At 45.0% G+C, this 18,252-nt stretch carries 20 protein-coding genes; 1 reads left to right on the top strand and 19 read right to left on the bottom strand.

From position 1 onward, the window contains the following. Positions 1-109: 109 nt before the first annotated feature. The 10 genes from ABY436_RS06305 to ABY436_RS06260 form a co-directional block, all read right to left on the bottom strand. Positions 110-484 carry a hypothetical protein gene (locus ABY436_RS06305; protein ID WP_372738151.1) on the bottom strand — a complete coding sequence of 125 codons (375 nt, stop codon included), beginning with the start codon at positions 482-484 and terminating at the stop codon, positions 110-112. 2 nt (positions 485-486) lie between these two features. After that, positions 487-1,296: a nucleoside triphosphate pyrophosphohydrolase gene (mazG, locus tag ABY436_RS06300; RefSeq protein WP_372738150.1), complete on the bottom strand. Its 810-nt coding sequence runs from the start codon at positions 1,294-1,296 to the stop codon at positions 487-489. Next, positions 1,293-3,548: a GTP diphosphokinase gene (gene relA, locus ABY436_RS06295; RefSeq protein WP_372738149.1), complete on the bottom strand. Its 2,256-nt coding sequence runs from the start codon at positions 3,546-3,548 to the stop codon at positions 1,293-1,295. The genes mazG and relA overlap by 4 nt, the downstream gene beginning before the upstream one ends. A gap of 229 nt (positions 3,549-3,777) precedes the next feature. Beyond that, on the bottom strand, positions 3,778-4,680 hold the full coding sequence (gene cysM / locus ABY436_RS06290) for a cysteine synthase CysM (RefSeq protein ID WP_372738148.1): 903 nt from the start codon (positions 4,678-4,680) through the stop codon (positions 3,778-3,780). 245 nt (positions 4,681-4,925) lie between these two features. After that, positions 4,926-5,327: a hypothetical protein gene (locus ABY436_RS06285; protein ID WP_372738147.1), complete on the bottom strand. Its 402-nt coding sequence runs from the start codon at positions 5,325-5,327 to the stop codon at positions 4,926-4,928. 409 nt (positions 5,328-5,736) lie between these two features. Further along, positions 5,737-6,486: a spermidine synthase gene (locus ABY436_RS06280; RefSeq protein ID WP_372738146.1), complete on the bottom strand. Its 750-nt coding sequence runs from the start codon at positions 6,484-6,486 to the stop codon at positions 5,737-5,739. Between the two features lie 58 nt (positions 6,487-6,544). Next, the gene (locus tag ABY436_RS06275) at positions 6,545-6,886 is read right to left on the bottom strand and encodes a 4a-hydroxytetrahydrobiopterin dehydratase (RefSeq protein WP_372738145.1); all 342 of its coding nucleotides are present in this window, start codon (positions 6,884-6,886) and stop codon (positions 6,545-6,547) included. 134 nt (positions 6,887-7,020) lie between these two features. Beyond that, a complete protein-coding gene (locus ABY436_RS06270; protein ID WP_372738144.1) occupies positions 7,021-8,226 on the bottom strand; it encodes a glycine betaine/L-proline ABC transporter ATP-binding protein in 1,206 nt (401 codons plus the stop codon). Next, positions 8,219-9,118, bottom strand: a complete 900-nt coding sequence (locus ABY436_RS06265; RefSeq protein WP_372738143.1) for an ABC transporter permease — start codon at positions 9,116-9,118, stop codon at positions 8,219-8,221. The genes ABY436_RS06270 and ABY436_RS06265 overlap by 8 nt, the downstream gene beginning before the upstream one ends. Positions 9,119-9,186: 68 nt before the next feature. Continuing rightward, entirely contained in the window at positions 9,187-10,185 is a 999-nt protein-coding gene (locus tag ABY436_RS06260) for an ABC transporter substrate-binding protein (protein WP_372738142.1), read from the bottom strand. 138 nt (positions 10,186-10,323) lie between these two features. Here ABY436_RS06260 and ABY436_RS06255 point away from each other — a divergent pair, with 138 nt between their 5' ends. Next, positions 10,324-10,869 carry a MarR family winged helix-turn-helix transcriptional regulator gene (locus ABY436_RS06255; RefSeq protein WP_372738141.1) on the top strand — a complete coding sequence of 182 codons (546 nt, stop codon included), beginning with the start codon at positions 10,324-10,326 and terminating at the stop codon, positions 10,867-10,869. Here ABY436_RS06255 and acpS read toward each other — a convergent pair. The 9 genes from acpS to ABY436_RS06210 form a co-directional block, all read right to left on the bottom strand. Further along, positions 10,833-11,210, bottom strand: coding sequence for a holo-ACP synthase (acpS, locus tag ABY436_RS06250; RefSeq protein WP_372738140.1), 378 nt, complete (start codon positions 11,208-11,210; stop codon positions 10,833-10,835). The genes ABY436_RS06255 and acpS overlap by 37 nt on opposite strands. Further along, entirely contained in the window at positions 11,207-11,980 is a 774-nt protein-coding gene (gene pdxJ / locus ABY436_RS06245) for a pyridoxine 5'-phosphate synthase (protein ID WP_372738139.1), read from the bottom strand. Before pdxJ ends, acpS begins: the two co-directional genes overlap by 4 nt. A gap of 10 nt (positions 11,981-11,990) precedes the next feature. Then, a complete protein-coding gene (recO, locus tag ABY436_RS06240; protein WP_372738138.1) occupies positions 11,991-12,686 on the bottom strand; it encodes a DNA repair protein RecO in 696 nt (231 codons plus the stop codon). Next, positions 12,686-13,627, bottom strand: a complete 942-nt coding sequence (era, locus tag ABY436_RS06235) for a GTPase Era (protein ID WP_372738137.1) — start codon at positions 13,625-13,627, stop codon at positions 12,686-12,688. The genes recO and era overlap by 1 nt, the downstream gene beginning before the upstream one ends. Beyond that, positions 13,624-14,307: a ribonuclease III gene (rnc, locus tag ABY436_RS06230; protein WP_372738136.1), complete on the bottom strand. Its 684-nt coding sequence runs from the start codon at positions 14,305-14,307 to the stop codon at positions 13,624-13,626. The genes era and rnc overlap by 4 nt, the downstream gene beginning before the upstream one ends. Further along, on the bottom strand, positions 14,304-14,672 hold the full coding sequence (locus ABY436_RS06225) for a DUF4845 domain-containing protein (protein WP_372738135.1): 369 nt from the start codon (positions 14,670-14,672) through the stop codon (positions 14,304-14,306). Before ABY436_RS06225 ends, rnc begins: the two co-directional genes overlap by 4 nt. Positions 14,673-14,696: 24 nt before the next feature. Next, positions 14,697-15,509, bottom strand: coding sequence for a signal peptidase I (gene lepB, locus ABY436_RS06220; RefSeq protein WP_372738134.1), 813 nt, complete (start codon positions 15,507-15,509; stop codon positions 14,697-14,699). Between the two features lie 9 nt (positions 15,510-15,518). After that, complete coding sequence (gene lepA, locus ABY436_RS06215) at positions 15,519-17,318, bottom strand: translation elongation factor 4 (protein WP_372738133.1); 1,800 nt, start codon at positions 17,316-17,318, stop codon at positions 15,519-15,521. A 169-nt stretch (positions 17,319-17,487) separates the two neighbouring features. Then, positions 17,488-18,252: PDZ domain-containing protein (locus ABY436_RS06210; protein ID WP_372738132.1), on the bottom strand; the 765-nt coding region annotated here is incomplete at its 5' end.

The raw sequence follows: 18,252 nt of genomic DNA, 5'->3' as shown, positions 1-18,252 counted from the left end.
TTTGCACAAATCAGGCTTTAGTCGCCTATGGCAGAAGTGAAGGGAAAGCAAACCAATTCAAGTGAAAAGTCTGTAGTCATATTAGTGGAAAACTAATGCCAACAATGACTTAATGAAGCGCCATGTGTAGCTTTTCCAATGCGGCTCTGGCTAATGTCTCATTTTCATACATGACAGGCCCAGCCGACCTCTCGGACATTATCAATTGCAACTCGATCCGAAAATTATTATCCATCTGAACGCCTCGATCAAACTCCACCTCGCTGTTAACAACCGCGCTCATTGGAATAATCCGATACCCCTGAGGACTGACAAGTGCTATCTGTTTCTGAGTACTATCAATAACAAGACGAGGCTCGCCTTTTAAGTCACCTGTTATATTAAAGCTGCTATTGCGTAGCACCTGGAGCTGATCCTGGGTTTTCTGCCAATTCCAGTAACCTAAACCGGCCATGACTATCACAGCTAAAACAAACCATCCCATTTTCATAACCCTTTCTGTTTTGCCTCATCCCAAAAATGATCCAATTCATCCAGAGCATACTCATCCCAGGCTTTACCGGAGCTTTCCACACAGGCTTCAACGTGGTTAAAACGCCGCTCAAATTTCTGATTGGTGGAACGTAACGCAATCTCAGCCTTCACCCCCAGATGCCGTGCTAAATTAACCTGAGCAAAAATCACATCGCCCATCTCATCCAGAATAGCGGCCTGATTTCCCTGAGCGATCGCTTCACGAAGCTCTGCGATCTCCTCCTCTATTTTATCCAGCACCAGCAGCGGATCGTTCCAATCAAAACCTACCTGCGACGCCCGTTTTTGCAGTTTTTCTGCGCGACTTAACGCCGGCAATCCTTTAGGCACATCATCAAGAATAGCCGCTTTAGCTTTGCCGACACGCTCTTGCTGTTTAATCTTCTCCCAATTTGCATTGATCTGTTGCTCATTCAGCTTGATCTGTGCGGGCGGGGTTCTTAACTTGCCATCAGGAAACACATGAGGATGGCGACGAATAAGCTTAGTTACCAATTGATTGACGATGGAATTAAACTCAAACAAAGACTGCTCTTTACCTAGTTGACTATAAAAGATGACCTGAAATAACAGATCACCCAATTCATCTTCCAGGTGTGCCCAATCTTTTCTCTCTATGGTATCGGCAACCTCATACGCCTCCTCCAGCGTGTGCGGCACAATGCTGCTGAAATCCTGCTTAAGATCCCACGGACAACCATTCTCCGGATCTCGCAAGCGTTCCATTAAATAGATCAGGTCTTTTAAAGAGTAGCCATTCATTCTTGAGAAAAACCATTTCGCTGGCGATGCACATCCACCACATTCGGTAACTGGCTAATTTTATCCATGATACGACCCAACAACTCCAGACGAGAAATTTCTATCGTCAGTGATAAATTTGCAACATTACTATTTTTATCTGTCAGCGTATTAGCCGACAGGATGTTGAGTTTTTCATTTGCCAGCACCATCATGACATCCCGAAGCAGTCCAGAACGATCATATGCCTCAATGAGTATATCAACCGGATAAGTTGTCTCTCCACCCTCATCCCAGTCAACTGCAACGACCCGCTCACCTTCATGCTCTCTCAGATTTAGCAAATTAGCGCAATCTTCACGATGAATTGAAACCCCACGCCCCTGCGTGATAAAACCCACAATCAAATCTCCGGGCACCGGTTTGCAGCACGATGCTATAGTGGTCAGCAAATTACCCACGCCCAGAATACGCACTCCTGAACTTGACGGTTTTTTGTACTTGTCTCTGGCCACAGCAGGCAGGGCTAAATCTAACTGCTCATCATGCGCGGATGTTTCCACCTGACGTTGCGCCGCGTTAAGTATCTGAGAAAAACGAATATCCCCGGCGCCCAATGCCGCGAACATATCTTCATCCGACTTATAGTGTACTTCCTGAGCAAGAAGCGTCATATCGACCTCGCTCATCGAAAGCGCCAGACGTTTGAACTCACGCTCAACAATCTGTCGACCCGCTTCCTCGTTTTTATCCTTGTCCTGCAACTTAAACCAATGGGCCACTTTTGCACGGGCGCGTGATGTAGTCAGATATCCATTATTCGTATTCAGCCAGTCGCGGCGAGGCAGCTCCTCTTTCCCGGTCAGTATCTCTACCTGATCTCCCGTTTTTAACGGCTTATTCAACGCTATAATACGGCCATTAACTTTCGCACCACGACAACGATGCCCGACGGAGGTATGCACCCTATAGGCAAAATCCAGCGCTGTGGAGTCCAACGGCATATCAATTACATGCCCGCCTGGCGTAAAGACGTAAAGTCGATCCTGAACAACATCGCCGCGTAATATATCGCCAAAAGCCTCGGAATCCCCCAGGTCTTCATGCCATTCAAGTACTTGACGTAACCAGGCAATCTTATCTTCATAAGCATCGCTTTTCGAATAAGTATCGGTACCTTTATATAAGTGGTGAGCACAGACACCCAACTCAGCCTCTTCATGCATCTCTGGTGTGCGTATCTGTATCTCCAGAACCTTACCTTCCGGACCAAACACAGCGGTATGTAACGATCGGTATCCATTCGGTTTTGGGGATGCTATGTAATCATCAAATTCATGCGGTATATTGCGCCATAAGCCATGCACAATCCCTAATGCGGTATAACAGTCCCGGATCTCAGGCACCAGAATACGCACAGCACGCACATCATATACCTGGCTGAATTCTATATTCTTACGCTGCATTTTCCGCCAGATACTGTAAATGTGCTTTGCTCTGCCATTCACTTCGGCTTTGATATTCTGGGCTCCCAGATCACGCTTCAGCGTCGTCACGACAGTATTAATAAACTGCTGACGATCTAAGCGTTTTTCATCCAGAAGCTGGGCAACATGCTTATAATCGGTGGGCTTCAAATAACGAAAGGAGAGGTCTTCCAGCTCCCATTTAATATGCCCGATCCCTAATCGATGAGCGAGTGGGGCATAGATATCAAAAACCTCACGCGCGACCAGAAAACGCTTTCTTCGCGAGCAATCTTTAACCCCACGGATGGCACTGGTGCGCTCAGCAATTTTGATCAGTGCAACCCGCACATCATCAATCATTGCCACCAGCATCTTACGCACCGTGTCGATTTGACGTGCTTTAGCGCCTAATACCGTATGTTCAACACGTGGATTAGCACGGCTACCAATAGCCGCCATCTGCAGAACACCCTCAATCAATGTCCCGATCACCGGGCCAAACTGATTTTTAACCGTATCGAGTTTTAATTTATCTTCGCGCACACTGCGATAAAGAATCGCAGCAATAATGGATTCCTGATCCTGCTGCAGTTCAGCCATAATCTGAGCCATTTCAAGCCCGGCAAGATAACTGTTTCCTGATGTGCTATTTGTCTGCTCAAAAACCTGTTTTGCAATATCACAGGCAAGACGAACCTGGTCAACATCTTCAAGCTCAACTTGCTGCTGCAGACGCCACAGCCACAAATCCAAATCAACTGTCCCATCATCATGTACGGGATGATCTTCTCGAACCTTTACCATGGCTAATTGACACTCCTTTAGTCACGACTCTGCCGTTTTTATAACGGTTCTGTTTTCAATCCCGCTACATGAAATAACCTAACGCGATAACACACGGTCATTTTCATACGACAAAGAGCCGAATATTCTATTCTTAAGACCTATAATCACAAGCAAGTTCCATGCTAAAACAAAACGGTCCAGACACAATTGTAAAAAAAGCCGCTTAAGCGGCTTCTCTTCGTAGAGGTTATATGGGGTCAAACACCCCGGTTGACAAGTACCTGTCACCTCTGTCGCAGATAATGCAGACGATTACAGCATTTTCAACCTGCTCACTGAGTCGCAATGCCCCCGCGACGGCGCCACCGGATGATACTCCGCAGAAAATCCCTTCCTTACTAGCCAAATCACGCATTGTGACTTCTGCTGCCTGCTGGGAAATATCCAATACTCTATCGACTCGCGTCTCATCAAAAATTTTCGGTAAGTACTCTTTAGGCCAACGACGAATACCCGGAATTTGTGAGCCATCTTCAGGCTGAAGCCCTACAATACTAACCAAAGGGTTTTGCTCTTTAAGGAAGCGCGAAGTCCCCATAATGGTGCCCGTTGTTCCCATTGAACTGACAAAATGGGTAATACGCCCCTGTGTTTGCTCCCAGATTTCCGGCCCGGTACCTGTATAATGAGCCTCGGGATTATCATTGTTGGAGAACTGGTCCAACACAGTACCCTCACCTTTTTCCTGCATCGACAACGCCAGATCACGCGCATATTCCATACCTTGAGCTTTAGTCACAGAAATCAACTCAGCGCCATACGCTGTCATTGCTGTTTTGCGCTCCATACTCATGTTTTCTGGCATGATCAGCACCATTTTATAACCTTTAATGGCTGCCGCCATCGCCAGAGCAATACCAGTATTCCCCGATGTCGCCTCAATCAGTGTATCGCCTGGCTTGATATCTCCACGCTTTTCAGCACGCTCAATCATGCTTAATGCAGGACGATCTTTAACTGAACCGGCAGGGTTATTACCCTCCAGCTTACAAAGAATCACATTACCGCGTGCGTTTTTGCCAATGCGTTGCAAACGAACCAATGGCGTTTTTCCAACGTAATCAGCAATGGTGGGAAACTCAATATTCATGGCGAAACCTGTCATTTAACAAAACGAAAAAGCATAAAAAAGGCATGACTTATATCGGAAAATTCTACCAAGGAATAATAAAGCCAGTCATAACAGGAGTCAAATAATTAGGCGTCGCAGACAACAAAAGCGTTTAGAGTGAAACAAGAGGTCAACAATAGCTTAGTTTTTAGCTAACAACTTTAGCTTAGGTGTCAAAAAAAGCAGCGATATTCGCTGCTTTATGCAAAAAGTTACTACTCAAGCTACTGAGAAATAATAGTATTATCTCCTTCAAAACTTCCATCTTCATTATAAGCGTTATACTTCCCCGGTGCTGTTTCAATAAAGCTAAAACACTTTTCGGCACCATCTCGGACACCTTCCCAACGCGTACATACAAAATTTTCTACAATTCGCCATTGGCCCTGATGATCCCCTTTCCCCCATTCAACAACTCCTGTTCCATCAGGGTTATAAATAGTTGTGCCGCTGCTTCCTCTGACCGTATTCCACCTCACCTTCCTTTCCTCGCTATACAAGGTCATTAACTGCTGGTTTGTTAATGCGGGCTGGGCCATTTCGCTTTGCTTTTTAGGTTGTGTTTGACAGCCACTGATTACAAAAAAAGTGGTTATCACTAACACCGTCATCCATGTTTTTTTCATGATGCTACCCTCATTGGCTTTCAGATAGATAAATCTAATTTACCTAGCGAAAACTTCCCTATTTGTTTGAGTACATCAGTTAGTTTTGCTTTTGTAGAAGCTCATTGTAACAACCGATAAAGCACCCGCCTTTTGCGAGCACAATAAAATACTATGCAATCTGATTGCACGGGTGATCTGATAATTGCTCTCAATACTTCTATTAACATTTCTATCAATAATAGTGAGATACTGACTAATCATTTCATATTCCCTGAGCACTTTTAGCACTACACTGCGAAAAGCATTCTCTCTGATACCTCTAATAGGAATACTCCCTTTCACAGTCATGTCAATTAACCATGCTATTTCAAGAGTAAATGCCATCAATTTAATATATGAATAAACTCACGCAGAAATACAGATAGGATTATGTATTTACGTGATTTTTCAACTTACTCAACTGCGGGCTAAAGGAAAAACCCAACTGCTGACTGAGTTCTCGGGCTTGTGCTTTGAGCTGCTTAGCGGACTGTGTATTCACACTGTTTCCTGCAAAAATAACCCAGTTACCACTCTGTGTAGCGCAGCTTCGTATATCAGAAAACAGTTCACCTAACATCGCTAATGTCGCTTCGCTCTGATGATCGCGCCAGCAGTTGAGTACCAACCAACCTCCTGGCTTTAAACGATGATAACACTCATGTATAAAATCTGGCTGGAGCTGCTGCTCATCCAGGCCATCGGCACCGTAAATATCACTAAAAATAACATCTGCTTTTTTACTTTCGACGCTTTGCAGAAAGTCCTGAGCATCCAGGTGATGCAAAACAAGCCTCTTACTGCGTGGCAATTGAAAGTATTTGTATGCAGCATGGATAACGCCCGCTCTAAGTTCAACCACTTCCTGCTTTAATGATGGTAAATGATGGTGCAGACAGCTAGTCAAACTCCCGGCCCCCAACCCTAAAGTGATACAGCGCTTAGGTTCACAAAATAGCAGCACCAGCAACATGGCACGCACATATTCGTGTTGTGGGATATGCGGTTCACTTTTGAGCAAACAACTTTGTTCATCAACTTCACCAAAAGAGAGGTAACGTTTATTGCCATCATCCAGCACCCGAATGACACCAAATTCATCGTAGCCGCGATGAATCTCTTTCCCGGGAAGTGACATTAATTATCCTTAGCTGTTTGTCCGATATATTTGCAGGCAGCATCGCCCGAAGAAGCTCTTATTTGTGGTCGAGCAGATCTGTTTTTGCAGCGCAGATCAGATCATTGCGATGTAATCCTTTAATTTTGTGCGTCCACCAAGTGACTGTCACCTTTCCCCACTCTGTCAGAATAGCGGGATGATGGTCTTCAATTTCGGCAAGCTCACCTACCTTTTGGGTAAAAGCCATCGCTTGAACAAAGTCATTAAAACGATAGACGCGCTCAAGCTGCATAATATTATCACGCGTTTTGAGTTTCCATTCAGGGATTTGTAACATAAACGCTTTCAACTCATCCGGGGTAACCAACGGAGCTCCGGCCTTACAGGCTTCACAACGCAAGGTTTCTAGCTTATCCATGTTTCTCTCCAATGCTTGATAACGCTAGTTTACTCCCGATATCAATCACATTGTAATAGAAAAAAGTCTGCCCTATTGAGCGCTTATAGGGCAGATATTATAGGGCAGACTATTTTATATCTCTTCACTGGTCGTTATGAGGCTCTTTCATCAACGCTTTTGACCGCGTCACCACCCAACACTCCAGCAAGATTACTACGCGATAATTCGCCTTTCAGGTTTCCATCTTCATCCACAACCGGAAGAGGGTACTTCCCTTCAAGCGTCTCGGGAATCACACTTTCCAGCATGGCATCGGGTGAAATACCGGGCATATCTTCCCAGACTTTATTACTCATTTTCTGAGAATCATCACTGCATGCTTCCAGAGCATCCTGAGTGACTACGCCCTGATATCCATCAGCATTTACATAGTAGCCATAATCGCCTTTAATCGCTTTCATCTGCACAAGTGCTTCGGCAATGGTATCTGCGGTAATACGCCGTGAAGGCGGTTTCATAACGGTTTCTACGGTCAACGCTCTGGCGCGATTGACATCTTTAACAAACGCTTCCACATAATCGGTAGCGGGGTTAAGAAGAATATCGTCTGGCGTACCTTGCTGAACCATCTCACCATCTTTCAAAATAGCAATACGATCACCTAATCTGAGCGCTTCATCCAGATCATGGGTAATGAAAATAATAGTTTTATGTAATTTATCCTGAAGTTCAATTAATTGATCCTGCATTTCGCTACGAATCAACGGATCTAATGCCGAGAATGCTTCATCCATTAACAAAATTTCAGCATCAGTACACAAGGCTCGCGCCAACCCTACTCTCTGTTGCTGACCGCCCGAGAGTTGCGCGGGGTATTGAGCTTCATATCCAGCCAGTCCGACCGTTTCAAGCCATTCAGTCGCCTTAGCAGTCCACTCTGCCTTGCTCTTCCCCTGAATGGAAAGACCATAACCCACATTTTCAAGCACAGTACGATGTGGCATCAACCCAAAGCGCTGAAACACCATTGACATCTTATGCCGTCTGAACTGTTCCAGCTCTTTAGGAGAGAGTTTCATAACGTCAATGTTGTCGACTTTAATGACGCCTTCGGTCGGATCAATCAAGCGGTTAAAGTGACGGATTAGCGTCGACTTCCCAGAACCTGACAAACCCATAATAACGAAAATCTCGCCTTTATTAATCGTTAAATTAATGTCTTTCAGGCCTAACGTATGTCCGGTTTGAGCAAGAATATCGTCTTTTGAGCGCCCTTCATGAACCAGCGGCATAACTGATTCAGGCTTATTACCGAAGAGTTTATAAAGACCTTCAATCTTAATCAGTGGTTCAGGCATTTTCTATACCCTGCATATGTCGTTGGGTTCGTTTTGCATAAGCTTGTGAAACACGGTCAAAAATAATAGCAAGCGCAACGATTGCCAGACCATTAAACAAACCTAGCGTAAAATATTGATTAGTAATCGACTTCAATACAGGCTGGCCTAATCCTTTAACACCAATCATTGACGCGATAACGACCATAGAAAGGGCCATCATAATCGTCTGATTAATTCCCGCCATAATAGTAGGCATAGCCAAGGGTAGCTGAACACCAAACAACCGCTGAGTCGGGTTTGCTCCATAAGCGGTTGCAGCTTCCATTACTTCAGAGTCAACTAAACGTATCCCAAGATTGGTTAAACGAATAACTGGGGGAATTGCATAAATAATAACCGCGATAACGCCCGGTATTTTCCCGATTCCCAACAGCATAACTACGGGTATCAAATAGACGAACGCCGGCATCGTCTGCATAATATCCAGCATCGGTGTAATAACGCTACGCGCTTTATCAGAGCGTGCCATCACAATACCAATAGGAATACCTAAACCAATCGCCATCAGAGTACAGACGGTAATGATACTTAGCGTTCGCATCGTATCTTCCCACATGCCAAAATAACCGATGGCAAGAAATGAGACGACGACGCCTAAGGATAGCTTCCAGGAACGGCTAACGAGGTATACCAACGCGGCTACAGCGACAATGATGATCCACCAAGGCGTGGTAAGCAGTAATTTTTCGAACCATACAAGAAAGATCAACAGGGGATCAAAGATGGACTCAATAACCTCTCCGTACTCTCTGGAAAAATCTCGGTAAGCTGAATCCAACCCTTTACGTATTTCGACTAAATCTACGCGGTCCATCTGGGGGAATTTTGTTAACCATGACGAATCGGCCATGCGTGTACCTCAAATATGCAACAAAGGGACTACGGCCAGCAAAAGCTGGCCTGACTTTTAAGTATTTATTACAGGCTATCCAATGCTTTTTGCACTTTTTCCGCAACATCTGCAGGAACCCATGTCATCCAATTATCTTTGTTATTAGTTAAGTAATACTCCATTGCTACATCGCCATCGGCTTGATTGTCTTCCATCCAGGCAAGTAGCTCGTTCATCTTTTCATTCTTAAATGAACGTTTAGACAAATATTCATAAGCGGCCGGAGATTTAGCAGCAAAGCTCTCTGTTGTTAGCGTTTGGACTAAAGAAGGCGGGTACATTGTTACTTTAGGCTCAAGGCAATCTTCTTTCGATGAGCAGTTGATAAACTCTTCTTTATCAATCCCTGACCCAAAGTCAACCTTGACCATTTTATACTTACCAAGCACGGCTGTGGGTGCCCAATAATAGCCAAACCACGGCTCCTGCCGTGCATAGGCCTTAGCAATAGAGCCTGACAAACCTGCACCTGAACCCGGGTCAATCAAATCAAACCCTTTATCTTTAAGTTTTAGTGCAGTAAATAAGTTTCCTGAAGAAATCTGGCAGTTCCACCCGGCTGGACAACCATAAAACGCTGACTTGTCCGGATCTTCCGGGTGCTTAAACATGGTTGCACTTTTAATTACACCCTCAATCGTAGCCAAACTTGGGTCCTTATCCACCATATATTGCGGAACCCAGAAGCCTTCCTCGCCACCATCCGAAAGGGATTGACCCGCGAAACGTAAACGTTTCTCGGCTACCCCTTTATCCAATGCGTCCTTCATTGAGTTACTCCACATTTCAGGAGCGATATCAGGTTCACCTTTTTCAATCATGGCGGTGCCTGTCGGCATAGTATCGCCGGGCACAAGCTCGGCTTCACAACCATAGCCTTTCTCAAGGATGAAACGGTCAATATTGGCGATTAAACTAGCAGAGCTCCAGTTCATATCTGCAATAGTGACTTTTCCACAGCTATTATCAGCCTGCGCTAATGAACTTGCAATCAACAATGGTATTGCTATAAAAATAGGCTTCATATGGGCATTCACATCCTAAATCTGACATAAAGATAATATACCTTACACCTCTAATGATTAGATCTCAAATCAAATAACCATTATACTCATATGATTATCCAATCTAATGCCGCAACCAAACTTCTTGTTGGAGTTACTATGAGCACCTCTTTGTACTGGCAGGAAGTTTTAATTACACTGCGGCGTATCATTCGCGCCACCGACATGCAATCCAAACGCATTATGAAAACCTGCGGGCTTACTATTCCCCAAGTTATGGTTCTGCGCGCTATTAATATTCTGGGAGATGTCACGGTTAAACGAATCTCAGATGATGTATCTCTCAGCCAGGCCACTGTGACAACTATCCTTAACCGCCTTGAAGATCGGCAACTGGTTGAGCGGGTTCGTAGCGTAAAAGATCGCCGCATTGTCAATGCACGTCTGACAAACACAGGAGAGAAGACATTAGCGTCCGCCCCTCCGTTACTTCACGAAGAGTTTATTAATCGCTTTGAAAGTTTAGATGATGTTAAAAAGGAAAAAATTCTTTCGTCATTACTGCAAGTAGCAACAATGATGGATGCGGAATCGTTAGATGCTGCCCCTTTACTGGATATAGCAGCACCTGCAAAAGATATACTTAGTGAGATTTCCGGCGAGCCGCTTCAGACAGACTCTGCGATAGCAAAAGCGACAACATAATCACGCTCGTCACTGTAAGAGATATGTACAGTATCAATACCCTGACGCTGAGCATGTGCTTCAGCACCACCGGAAAGATGAACCTCAGGCTTACCCAGTTCATTATTGCTGATTGTTATATGCTGCCAGCTAACACCGCGCCCAATACCCGTACCGAGAGCCTTCACAACAGCCTCTTTTGCGGCAAAACGCTTAGCAAAAAAACGCTCTGGCTGAGCCGTTTTCTCATAGAACTCCAGCTCAGCCAGCGTTAAGACACGCTTGGCCAAGCCAGGTGTTCGCTTAAGCGCTGCACATGCACGCTCAAGCTGAAGGATATCAGTCCCAATTCCCCGAATCATCGCGTCAGGGCATCTCGCTGCGATTGAACACGTGTTTGTGCAACTGTCATAAGCTGTTTCATTTCAGCAACAGCCTCTTTCAATCCAACAAAAACGGCCCGGGCAATAATACCGTGACCAATATTCAGCTCATTTAGCTGGGGGATTTCAGCAATCTGCTCAACATTGTGATAATGCAAGCCATGACCAGCATTAACAATCAATCCCTTCTCAAAGGCATAAGCAGCTGCTTTGCGGATCCGCTGCAACTCATTTTTCTGTTCGGCGGGGGTTTCAGCATCAGCATAGGCGCCCGTATGCAGCTCAATGACAGGTGCACCACAGGCAAGGGTCGCATCTATCTGGGCGTAATCCGGATCAATGAAAAGCGACACTTCAATATCGTGAGCAGCAAGACGTTGTGTAGCTGACCTGATCTTTTCCAGTTGCCCGACAACATCCAGTCCCCCTTCGGTGGTGAGTTCTTCGCGTTTTTCAGGGACTAAACAGCAATGCCTTGGTTTCACCTCAGAAGCGAGGCCAATCATCTCTTCAGTGACTGCCATTTCAAAGTTCATACGTGTTTGCAGTGTTTCTTTCAGCAGGTAGATATCACGATCCTGGATATGTCTTCTATCTTCACGCAAATGCACCGTAATCCCATCTGCACCGGCCTCTTCTGCCAACGCGGCCGCTAAAACAGTATCAGGATAACGCGTACCTCGCGCCTGACGCAGTGTCGCAACATGATCAATATTAATACCTAATAATAAGCGGCTTGGCTCAACCACGGTGTATTCCTCATTGTTTCTGAAAGAGTGAACGGCTATTCAATGGCCGACCAGCAAGTAGATGATCAATCGCAAGACGCATGAGCCGTTTCGCTGACTGACGTGTCTCAGGCGTATCATAACAATCCTGCTCAATAGCTAGAAGATCTTTACCACGAAAACAGCGACTCCGGTCTGCATCAGCAATACGCGTAACTTTTCTGAAATGCCAATGTTCCACATCAAACAGATAGAGGTCCGGACCTGAAATCGAATCCATTGGCAATCCATACCCTGTTTCCGCCAGTAATCGATGCTCAAAGGTACGCAATGCGCCTTCTATATCCTGTCCTGCTACCAATTCATTGAGCACATACTGGTAATATATATAGAGGTGAGGGTGAGGATCAAAAGGAGAAAGCAGCCGCTGCATCATCTCATTGACATACATACCGCACATCAATGCTCTTCCTTGCAAAATACCGTTCATTCCCACTGACTCGGCTTGCGTCAGGGTTTTTAACTGCTGGCGACCTCGCAGCGTTATCTGCAGTGGAACAAAAGGCTGTAGCACGCCGCGTAGTTTTGAACCCGGGCGGCGCGCACCTTTAACAACGGCGCTGATACGCCCTTGCTCCAACGTAAAGAAGTCGACTAATGCACTGGTTTCAAGGTAGGGACGGGAATGAAGTACGTAGGCCGCTTGCGCGTCAACCTTGTAGTTCATTATTCGCCATGGTCATAACCAAGACTGCGCAACGCTCGTTCATCATCGGCCCAGCCACGGCGAACTTTTACCCAGAGCTTCAGCATTACTTTACAATCAAACAAAGCCTCAATATCTAAACGAGCATCCCGTCCAATCGTTTTCATGCGGTCGCCTTTATCTCCGATAATAATCTTCTTCTGACCTTCTCGTTCTACCAAAATCAGTGCACTGATGGTTAACAACCTTCCGTCATGAACAAACTCTTCTATCTCAACGGCTGCCCCATAGGGCACTTCGTCACCAACATTGCGCATCAGCTTTTCACGTACAATTTCCGCTACCATAAAACGCGAACTTCGATTGGTTAGCTGATCTTCGGGGTAATGATGTACACCTTCAGGCATGTAGCTGCAGATAATCTCTTCCAGCTTATCTACATTCCTTCCGCTTTTAGCAGAGACAGGAATAATGTCGGCAAAATTCATTTTTTCTGCAAGAATACCAAGCTGCGGCAATAACGATGACTTATCAGCCAATTGATCGACTTTATTAACGACCAGAATTACCGGACATTTGGCGTGCTGAACTTTCTCAAGAACAATCTGATCTTCTTCAGTCCAGGCGGTTCTGTCGACAAGAAAAAGAACGAGATCCACACCGCGTAATGCTTCCGATGCGGCCTTGTTCATGTAACGGTTCAGTGCTTTATTTTGTTCTTTATGCAACCCGGGAGTATCCACAAACATAATCTGCAGATCATCCACCGTCTTAATACCGAGTATCTGATGACGGGTTGTCTGTGGCTTTTTCGAAGTAATACTGAGTTTCTGCCCTAACATGTAATTCATCAATGTTGACTTACCCATATTAGGGCGGCCAACGATCGCAACAAAACCACAGCGTTGTTCATCAGCTTCTGAATTTTCAGGTTGAATCCAGCTTTGCATATCTTCGCTCATTTTTTCACCTCTTCTAATTGAAGAAGCGCTTGCTTAGCAGCTTCCTGTTCAGCCTGGCGACGGCTATTGCCAACCCCTTCAGTGTTCTCATCCAATGGTTGTATACTGCAAGTGATATAAAATGTTTGTGCATGTGCTTCGCCCTCCACCCTGATCAATTCATAATCGGGCAAAGGAAAACGACGCGATTGAAGATATTCCTGTAAGCGAGTTTTTGAATCTTTTAAAGCTTCATCAATATCAAGGTTAGTGAGTCGTTCTTCAAACCAGCCTAAAATGAAGCCTCTAACCACTTCAAGATTACTGTCCAGATAAATAGCACCGATTAACGCTTCAACAGCATCAGCTAATATCGAATCGCGGCGAAAGCCACCACTTTTTAATTCACCTGGGCCAAGACGAAGATAATCACCGAGCTTTAACTCACGCGCGATTTCGGCAAGTGTCTCCCCTTTAACCATACTGGCTCGCAACCGACTTAACTGCCCTTCTCTCGCTTTAGGAAAACGTTGAAAGAGATCATCCGCTATAACGAAATTCACAATCGAATCGCCAAGAAACTCCAGACGCTCATTGTTGCTTTTCCCACAGCTTCTGTGTGTCAGCGCTAACTCACAATAAGCGGGCTCATTAAATGAGTAACCGAGGCGACGTGTCAGATCAGGTATAGATTTAATCAAGGTCTTACTGCTTCATAATATTCTGCAAATTTTATAACAGCATCGACATTGAAAAACATCGGAAGCCGAACTTCATACTTCAGGTCAAACTTCAGCAGTCCTTTGTCATCAATGATGCTTAACGCTTCCTGGTTCGGCAAGCTCACCTGATTAATATACAAACGCTGATTTATATCAGTCCTGATCGTCGCCAATGGTTTGCGTAACTCGTCATAGTCAACTGTGATATTTTCAAGCACAGATTTAACCGCCATATGATCAAGATAGGGCTGATATATTTTAAATGCTGTTGCCAACAAGCTTCCTGCCATCATCAGCACTATTAACATACTGAAGAACGATGCACCTCTTTCATGTCTAACCATTATTCTCACCAACGTGTTCTGGTACTAATTGATAGATCGCATGGCGGTAACATCAGGAATGCTAAAGAAGCTTGGCCAGTGCATCCAGACGGCAAAGGCCTTACCCACTAACATCTCATCCGGTACAAACCCCCAATAACGGCTGTCATTACTGTTATCGCGGTTATCACCCATCACAAAATACTGCCCCTCAGGCACTGCCCATTCACCAGTCCTGCTTGGCGCTTGTACATCATTATAGATTTCGTGAGCCACTTCGCCCAATTTTTCGTTATAAAGTAATGTCTGTGGGCTTCTTGGTGGTAACTTTGCCAGCAAATCCTGCATCTGAGGCTCACCATTCACATAAATGATTTTATCCTGATAACGAATCATATCACCGGGCAAACCCACTACACGCTTAATGTAGTTTACTGCAGGATCATTCGGGTATTTAAATACCACTACATCTCCGCGCTCAGGATCATTAAGCGGAACGACTTTAGAGTTCAATACCGGCAAACGCAATCCGTAGTGATATTTATTCACCAGAATAAAATCACCTATTTGCAAGGTAGGCAACATAGATCCCGAAGGTATCTGGAATGGTTCTACCAAAAAAGACCTGACAACCAGAACTACAGCAAGAACCGGGAACATTGACTGTGAAAAATCAGCCCACCATGACTTTCTGGTGATTTTTTCTTTTACGTCCTCTGGAAGTTGACCATCGGCGGATTGTTCCGCCGCCAGCAAAACATCCTTTCGCTCTTCAGCAAACAGGAGCGTATCAGCTAACCATGCAACCCCTGTCACAAACGTAGCCAATACTAAGACAAATGCAAAATCAAAATTCATCGTTTTTCCTTAACTATCCATTTTCAAAACGGCCAGGAAAGCTTCCTGCGGAATATCGACACTACCGACCCGTTTCATGCGCTTCTTACCTTCTTTCTGCTTCTGCAATAGTTTTTTCTTACGACTGACATCGCCACCGTAACATTTTGCGATGACGTTTTTACGTAATGCTTTCACCGAAGTCCGGGCAATAATTTTTCCACCCAATGCTGCTTGGATAGCCACGTCAAACATTTGCCGGGGAATCAGCTCTTTCATTTTTTCACATAAAGCACGACCACGAAATTGCGCGTTATCCTTGTGTAAGATAAGCGCTAAAGCATCCACCTTTTCGCTATTAATCAATACATCCATACGGACTAATGAGGCCGGCTCAAAACGAATAAAATTATATTCAAGTGATGCATAGCCGCGGCTTACTGATTTGAGTCGATCAAAAAAGTCCAGTACAACCTCAGCCATCGGCAACTCATAGGTCACCTGTACTTGCTGCCCAACGAACTGCATATTTTTCTGCACTCCGCGCTTTTCAACACACAAGCCAATCACCTGTCCAAGATACGTGTTGGGTACGAGTATGTTTGCCTGAACAATCGGTTCACGCATCTCTTTAACACGTGCCGGATCCGGTAGCTTTGAAGGGCTATCAATATGAATTACTTCATCGGTATTTAACACTATTTCATAAATTACTGTTGGCGCGGTGGTAATCAGATCAAGATTATACTCACGTTCCAGGCGCTCCTGAATGATCTCCATATGAAGCATACCCAGAAAGCCACAGCGAAAGCCAAAGCCCAGAGCATCAGACGTTTCTGGTTCAAAAAACAACGAAGCATCGTTTAAGGTTAACTTATCCAGTGCATCGCGGAAATCTTCATAGTCATCAGAGCTGGTAGGGAAAAGTCCCGCATACACCTGCGGCTGTACTTTTTTAAACCCCGGGAGGACAGCAACATCAGGTGTTTTAGCGTGAGTAATCGTGTCACCGACCGGTGCACCATGAATGTCCTTAATACCGGCGACGACATAGCCAACTTCACCGGCTTTAAGAATTCCGGTTTCAGTTCTTTTCGGCGTAAATATCCCTACGGAGTCAACCAGCTGAGCTTGTCCGGTTGATTTCATGAGTATTTTATCTTTTTTGCGTAATGTTCCATTTTTGACACGAACCAAGGAAACCACACCCAGATAATTATCAAACCATGAGTCAATAATTAACGCCTGAAGCGGAGCATTAATATCTCCTTCAGGAGCAGGGATGGTCTGGACTAATGCTTCCAGCACATCATCTATTCCCATACCGCTTTTAGCCGAACAAGAGATTGCATGGGTTGCATCAATGCCAATAACCTCTTCAATCTCATGACGAACGCGTTCAGGCTCTGCCTGCGGCAGATCCATTTTATTGAGTACCGGAAGCACTTCCAGCCCTTGCTCTAATGCCGTATAGCAGTTCGCTACCGATTGCGCTTCCACGCCTTGAGCGGCATCTACAACCAACAACGCCCCCTCGCATGCTGCCAGCGATCGTGACACCTCGTAAGAAAAATCCACATGCCCTGGAGTATCGATAAAATTCAGCTGATAAATTTTCCCATCCTTCGCCGTGTAATCCAATGTCACACTCTGGGCTTTAATGGTAATACCACGCTCTCTTTCCAGATCCATGGAATCAAGGACTTGAGCTGCCATTTCACGTGATGAAAGACCGCCACACGTCTGAATAAAACGATCAGCCAGTGTGGATTTACCATGGTCAATATGGGCAATAATGGAAAAATTGCGGATATGCTCGATCTTACTCACAATATTTGATTCTCAGGCACTTGAAGCGATTGGCGAAGCTTACGAAAAAGGCGCAAGTTTAACGTATTTATAGGCTTTCGGCTATCTCGCTGTCGAATAACAGCATAACAGCCAGATACAAAAACACCCCTAACGGGGGGTGTTTTTAAGCAATTGACGACTTTACAGATTAACTGCCCAATTTAAGCGGAATAAACAATGGGCTGCCACGACGTACGATCCGCAAAGGCACTGAACGACCCACCGGCAAATCATTAACCAAGCTTATAAACTGCTTAATCGATTCAACACGCTTGCCATTCAACATGGTTATAACATCACCGGCCACTAAGCCAGCATTCGCACCCGCACCCGCTAATACTTTTTCAATAACAACACCGTTACGTAGATTCCACTTATCTTTTTGTTGATCTGTTAATTCAGAAACGACAACATTGAGGCGATTACCCTCTGGCTCAGGAGAAATACCATGAGAAGCTTTTTCTGGCCGGTCTCCATCGGATAGCGTACCGATTTTTACTGCTACTTTTCTATTTTTGCCGCCCCGGACGATATCAAGTTGAACACTACTACCCGGCACAACTCGTCCCACCTGATGCGGCAGATCTGATGAAAGATTAATCTGCTGACCATCAAATTTAAGAATGATATCACCGTCCTGCAAACCGGCATTTTCGGCAGGACTATCTGGAAGCACCTTGGCCACCAAAGCACCTGCTGGCTTATTTAGTCCAAATGATTCGGCTAAATCCTTATTAACCTCCTGGATAACAACACCCAACCAGCCTCGTGTCACAAAACCATCTGACTGTAACTGTGCAGATACATTCATCGCTACATCAATAGGGATAGCAAAAGATAACCCCATAAAACCACCAGAGCGCGTATATATCTGTGAGTTAATACCTACCACTTCCCCTTCCAGATTAAATAG

Source organism: Neptunomonas sp. (assembly GCF_041601355.1).
Classification (GTDB): domain Bacteria; phylum Pseudomonadota; class Gammaproteobacteria; order Pseudomonadales; family Balneatricaceae; genus Neptunomonas.
The sequence above is the reverse complement of the archived record's forward strand: the minus strand, read 5'-3'. Positions and strand labels throughout refer to the sequence as shown.

Bases quoted from the DNA above. Each gene is read 5' to 3' on its own strand.
- ABY436_RS06280 (WP_372738146.1), bottom strand. From the start codon at position 6,486: ATGTCACTTCCCGGGAAAGAGATTCATCGCGGCTACGATGAATTTGGT.
- lepB (WP_372738134.1), bottom strand. From the start codon at position 15,509: ATGAATTTTGATTTTGCATTTGTCTTAGTATTGGCTACGTTTGTGACA.
- mazG (WP_372738150.1), bottom strand. From the start codon at position 1,296: ATGAATGGCTACTCTTTAAAAGACCTGATCTATTTAATGGAACGCTTG.
- acpS (WP_372738140.1), bottom strand. From the start codon at position 11,210: ATGATTCGGGGAATTGGGACTGATATCCTTCAGCTTGAGCGTGCATGT.
- ABY436_RS06285 (WP_372738147.1), bottom strand. From the start codon at position 5,327: ATGAAAAAAACATGGATGACGGTGTTAGTGATAACCACTTTTTTTGTA.
- recO (WP_372738138.1), bottom strand. From the start codon at position 12,686: ATGAACTACAAGGTTGACGCGCAAGCGGCCTACGTACTTCATTCCCGT.
- ABY436_RS06275 (WP_372738145.1), bottom strand. From the start codon at position 6,886: ATGGATAAGCTAGAAACCTTGCGTTGTGAAGCCTGTAAGGCCGGAGCT.
- ABY436_RS06305 (WP_372738151.1), bottom strand. From the start codon at position 484: ATGGGATGGTTTGTTTTAGCTGTGATAGTCATGGCCGGTTTAGGTTAC.
- relA (WP_372738149.1), bottom strand. From the start codon at position 3,548: ATGGTAAAGGTTCGAGAAGATCATCCCGTACATGATGATGGGACAGTT.
- ABY436_RS06260 (WP_372738142.1), bottom strand. From the start codon at position 10,185: ATGAAGCCTATTTTTATAGCAATACCATTGTTGATTGCAAGTTCATTA.
- ABY436_RS06225 (WP_372738135.1), bottom strand. From the start codon at position 14,672: ATGGTTAGACATGAAAGAGGTGCATCGTTCTTCAGTATGTTAATAGTG.
- era (WP_372738137.1), bottom strand. From the start codon at position 13,627: ATGAGCGAAGATATGCAAAGCTGGATTCAACCTGAAAATTCAGAAGCT.
- ABY436_RS06270 (WP_372738144.1), bottom strand. From the start codon at position 8,226: ATGCCTGAACCACTGATTAAGATTGAAGGTCTTTATAAACTCTTCGGT.
- ABY436_RS06265 (WP_372738143.1), bottom strand. From the start codon at position 9,118: ATGGCCGATTCGTCATGGTTAACAAAATTCCCCCAGATGGACCGCGTA.
- ABY436_RS06255 (WP_372738141.1), top strand. From the start codon at position 10,324: ATGAGCACCTCTTTGTACTGGCAGGAAGTTTTAATTACACTGCGGCGT.
- cysM (WP_372738148.1), bottom strand. From the start codon at position 4,680: ATGAATATTGAGTTTCCCACCATTGCTGATTACGTTGGAAAAACGCCA.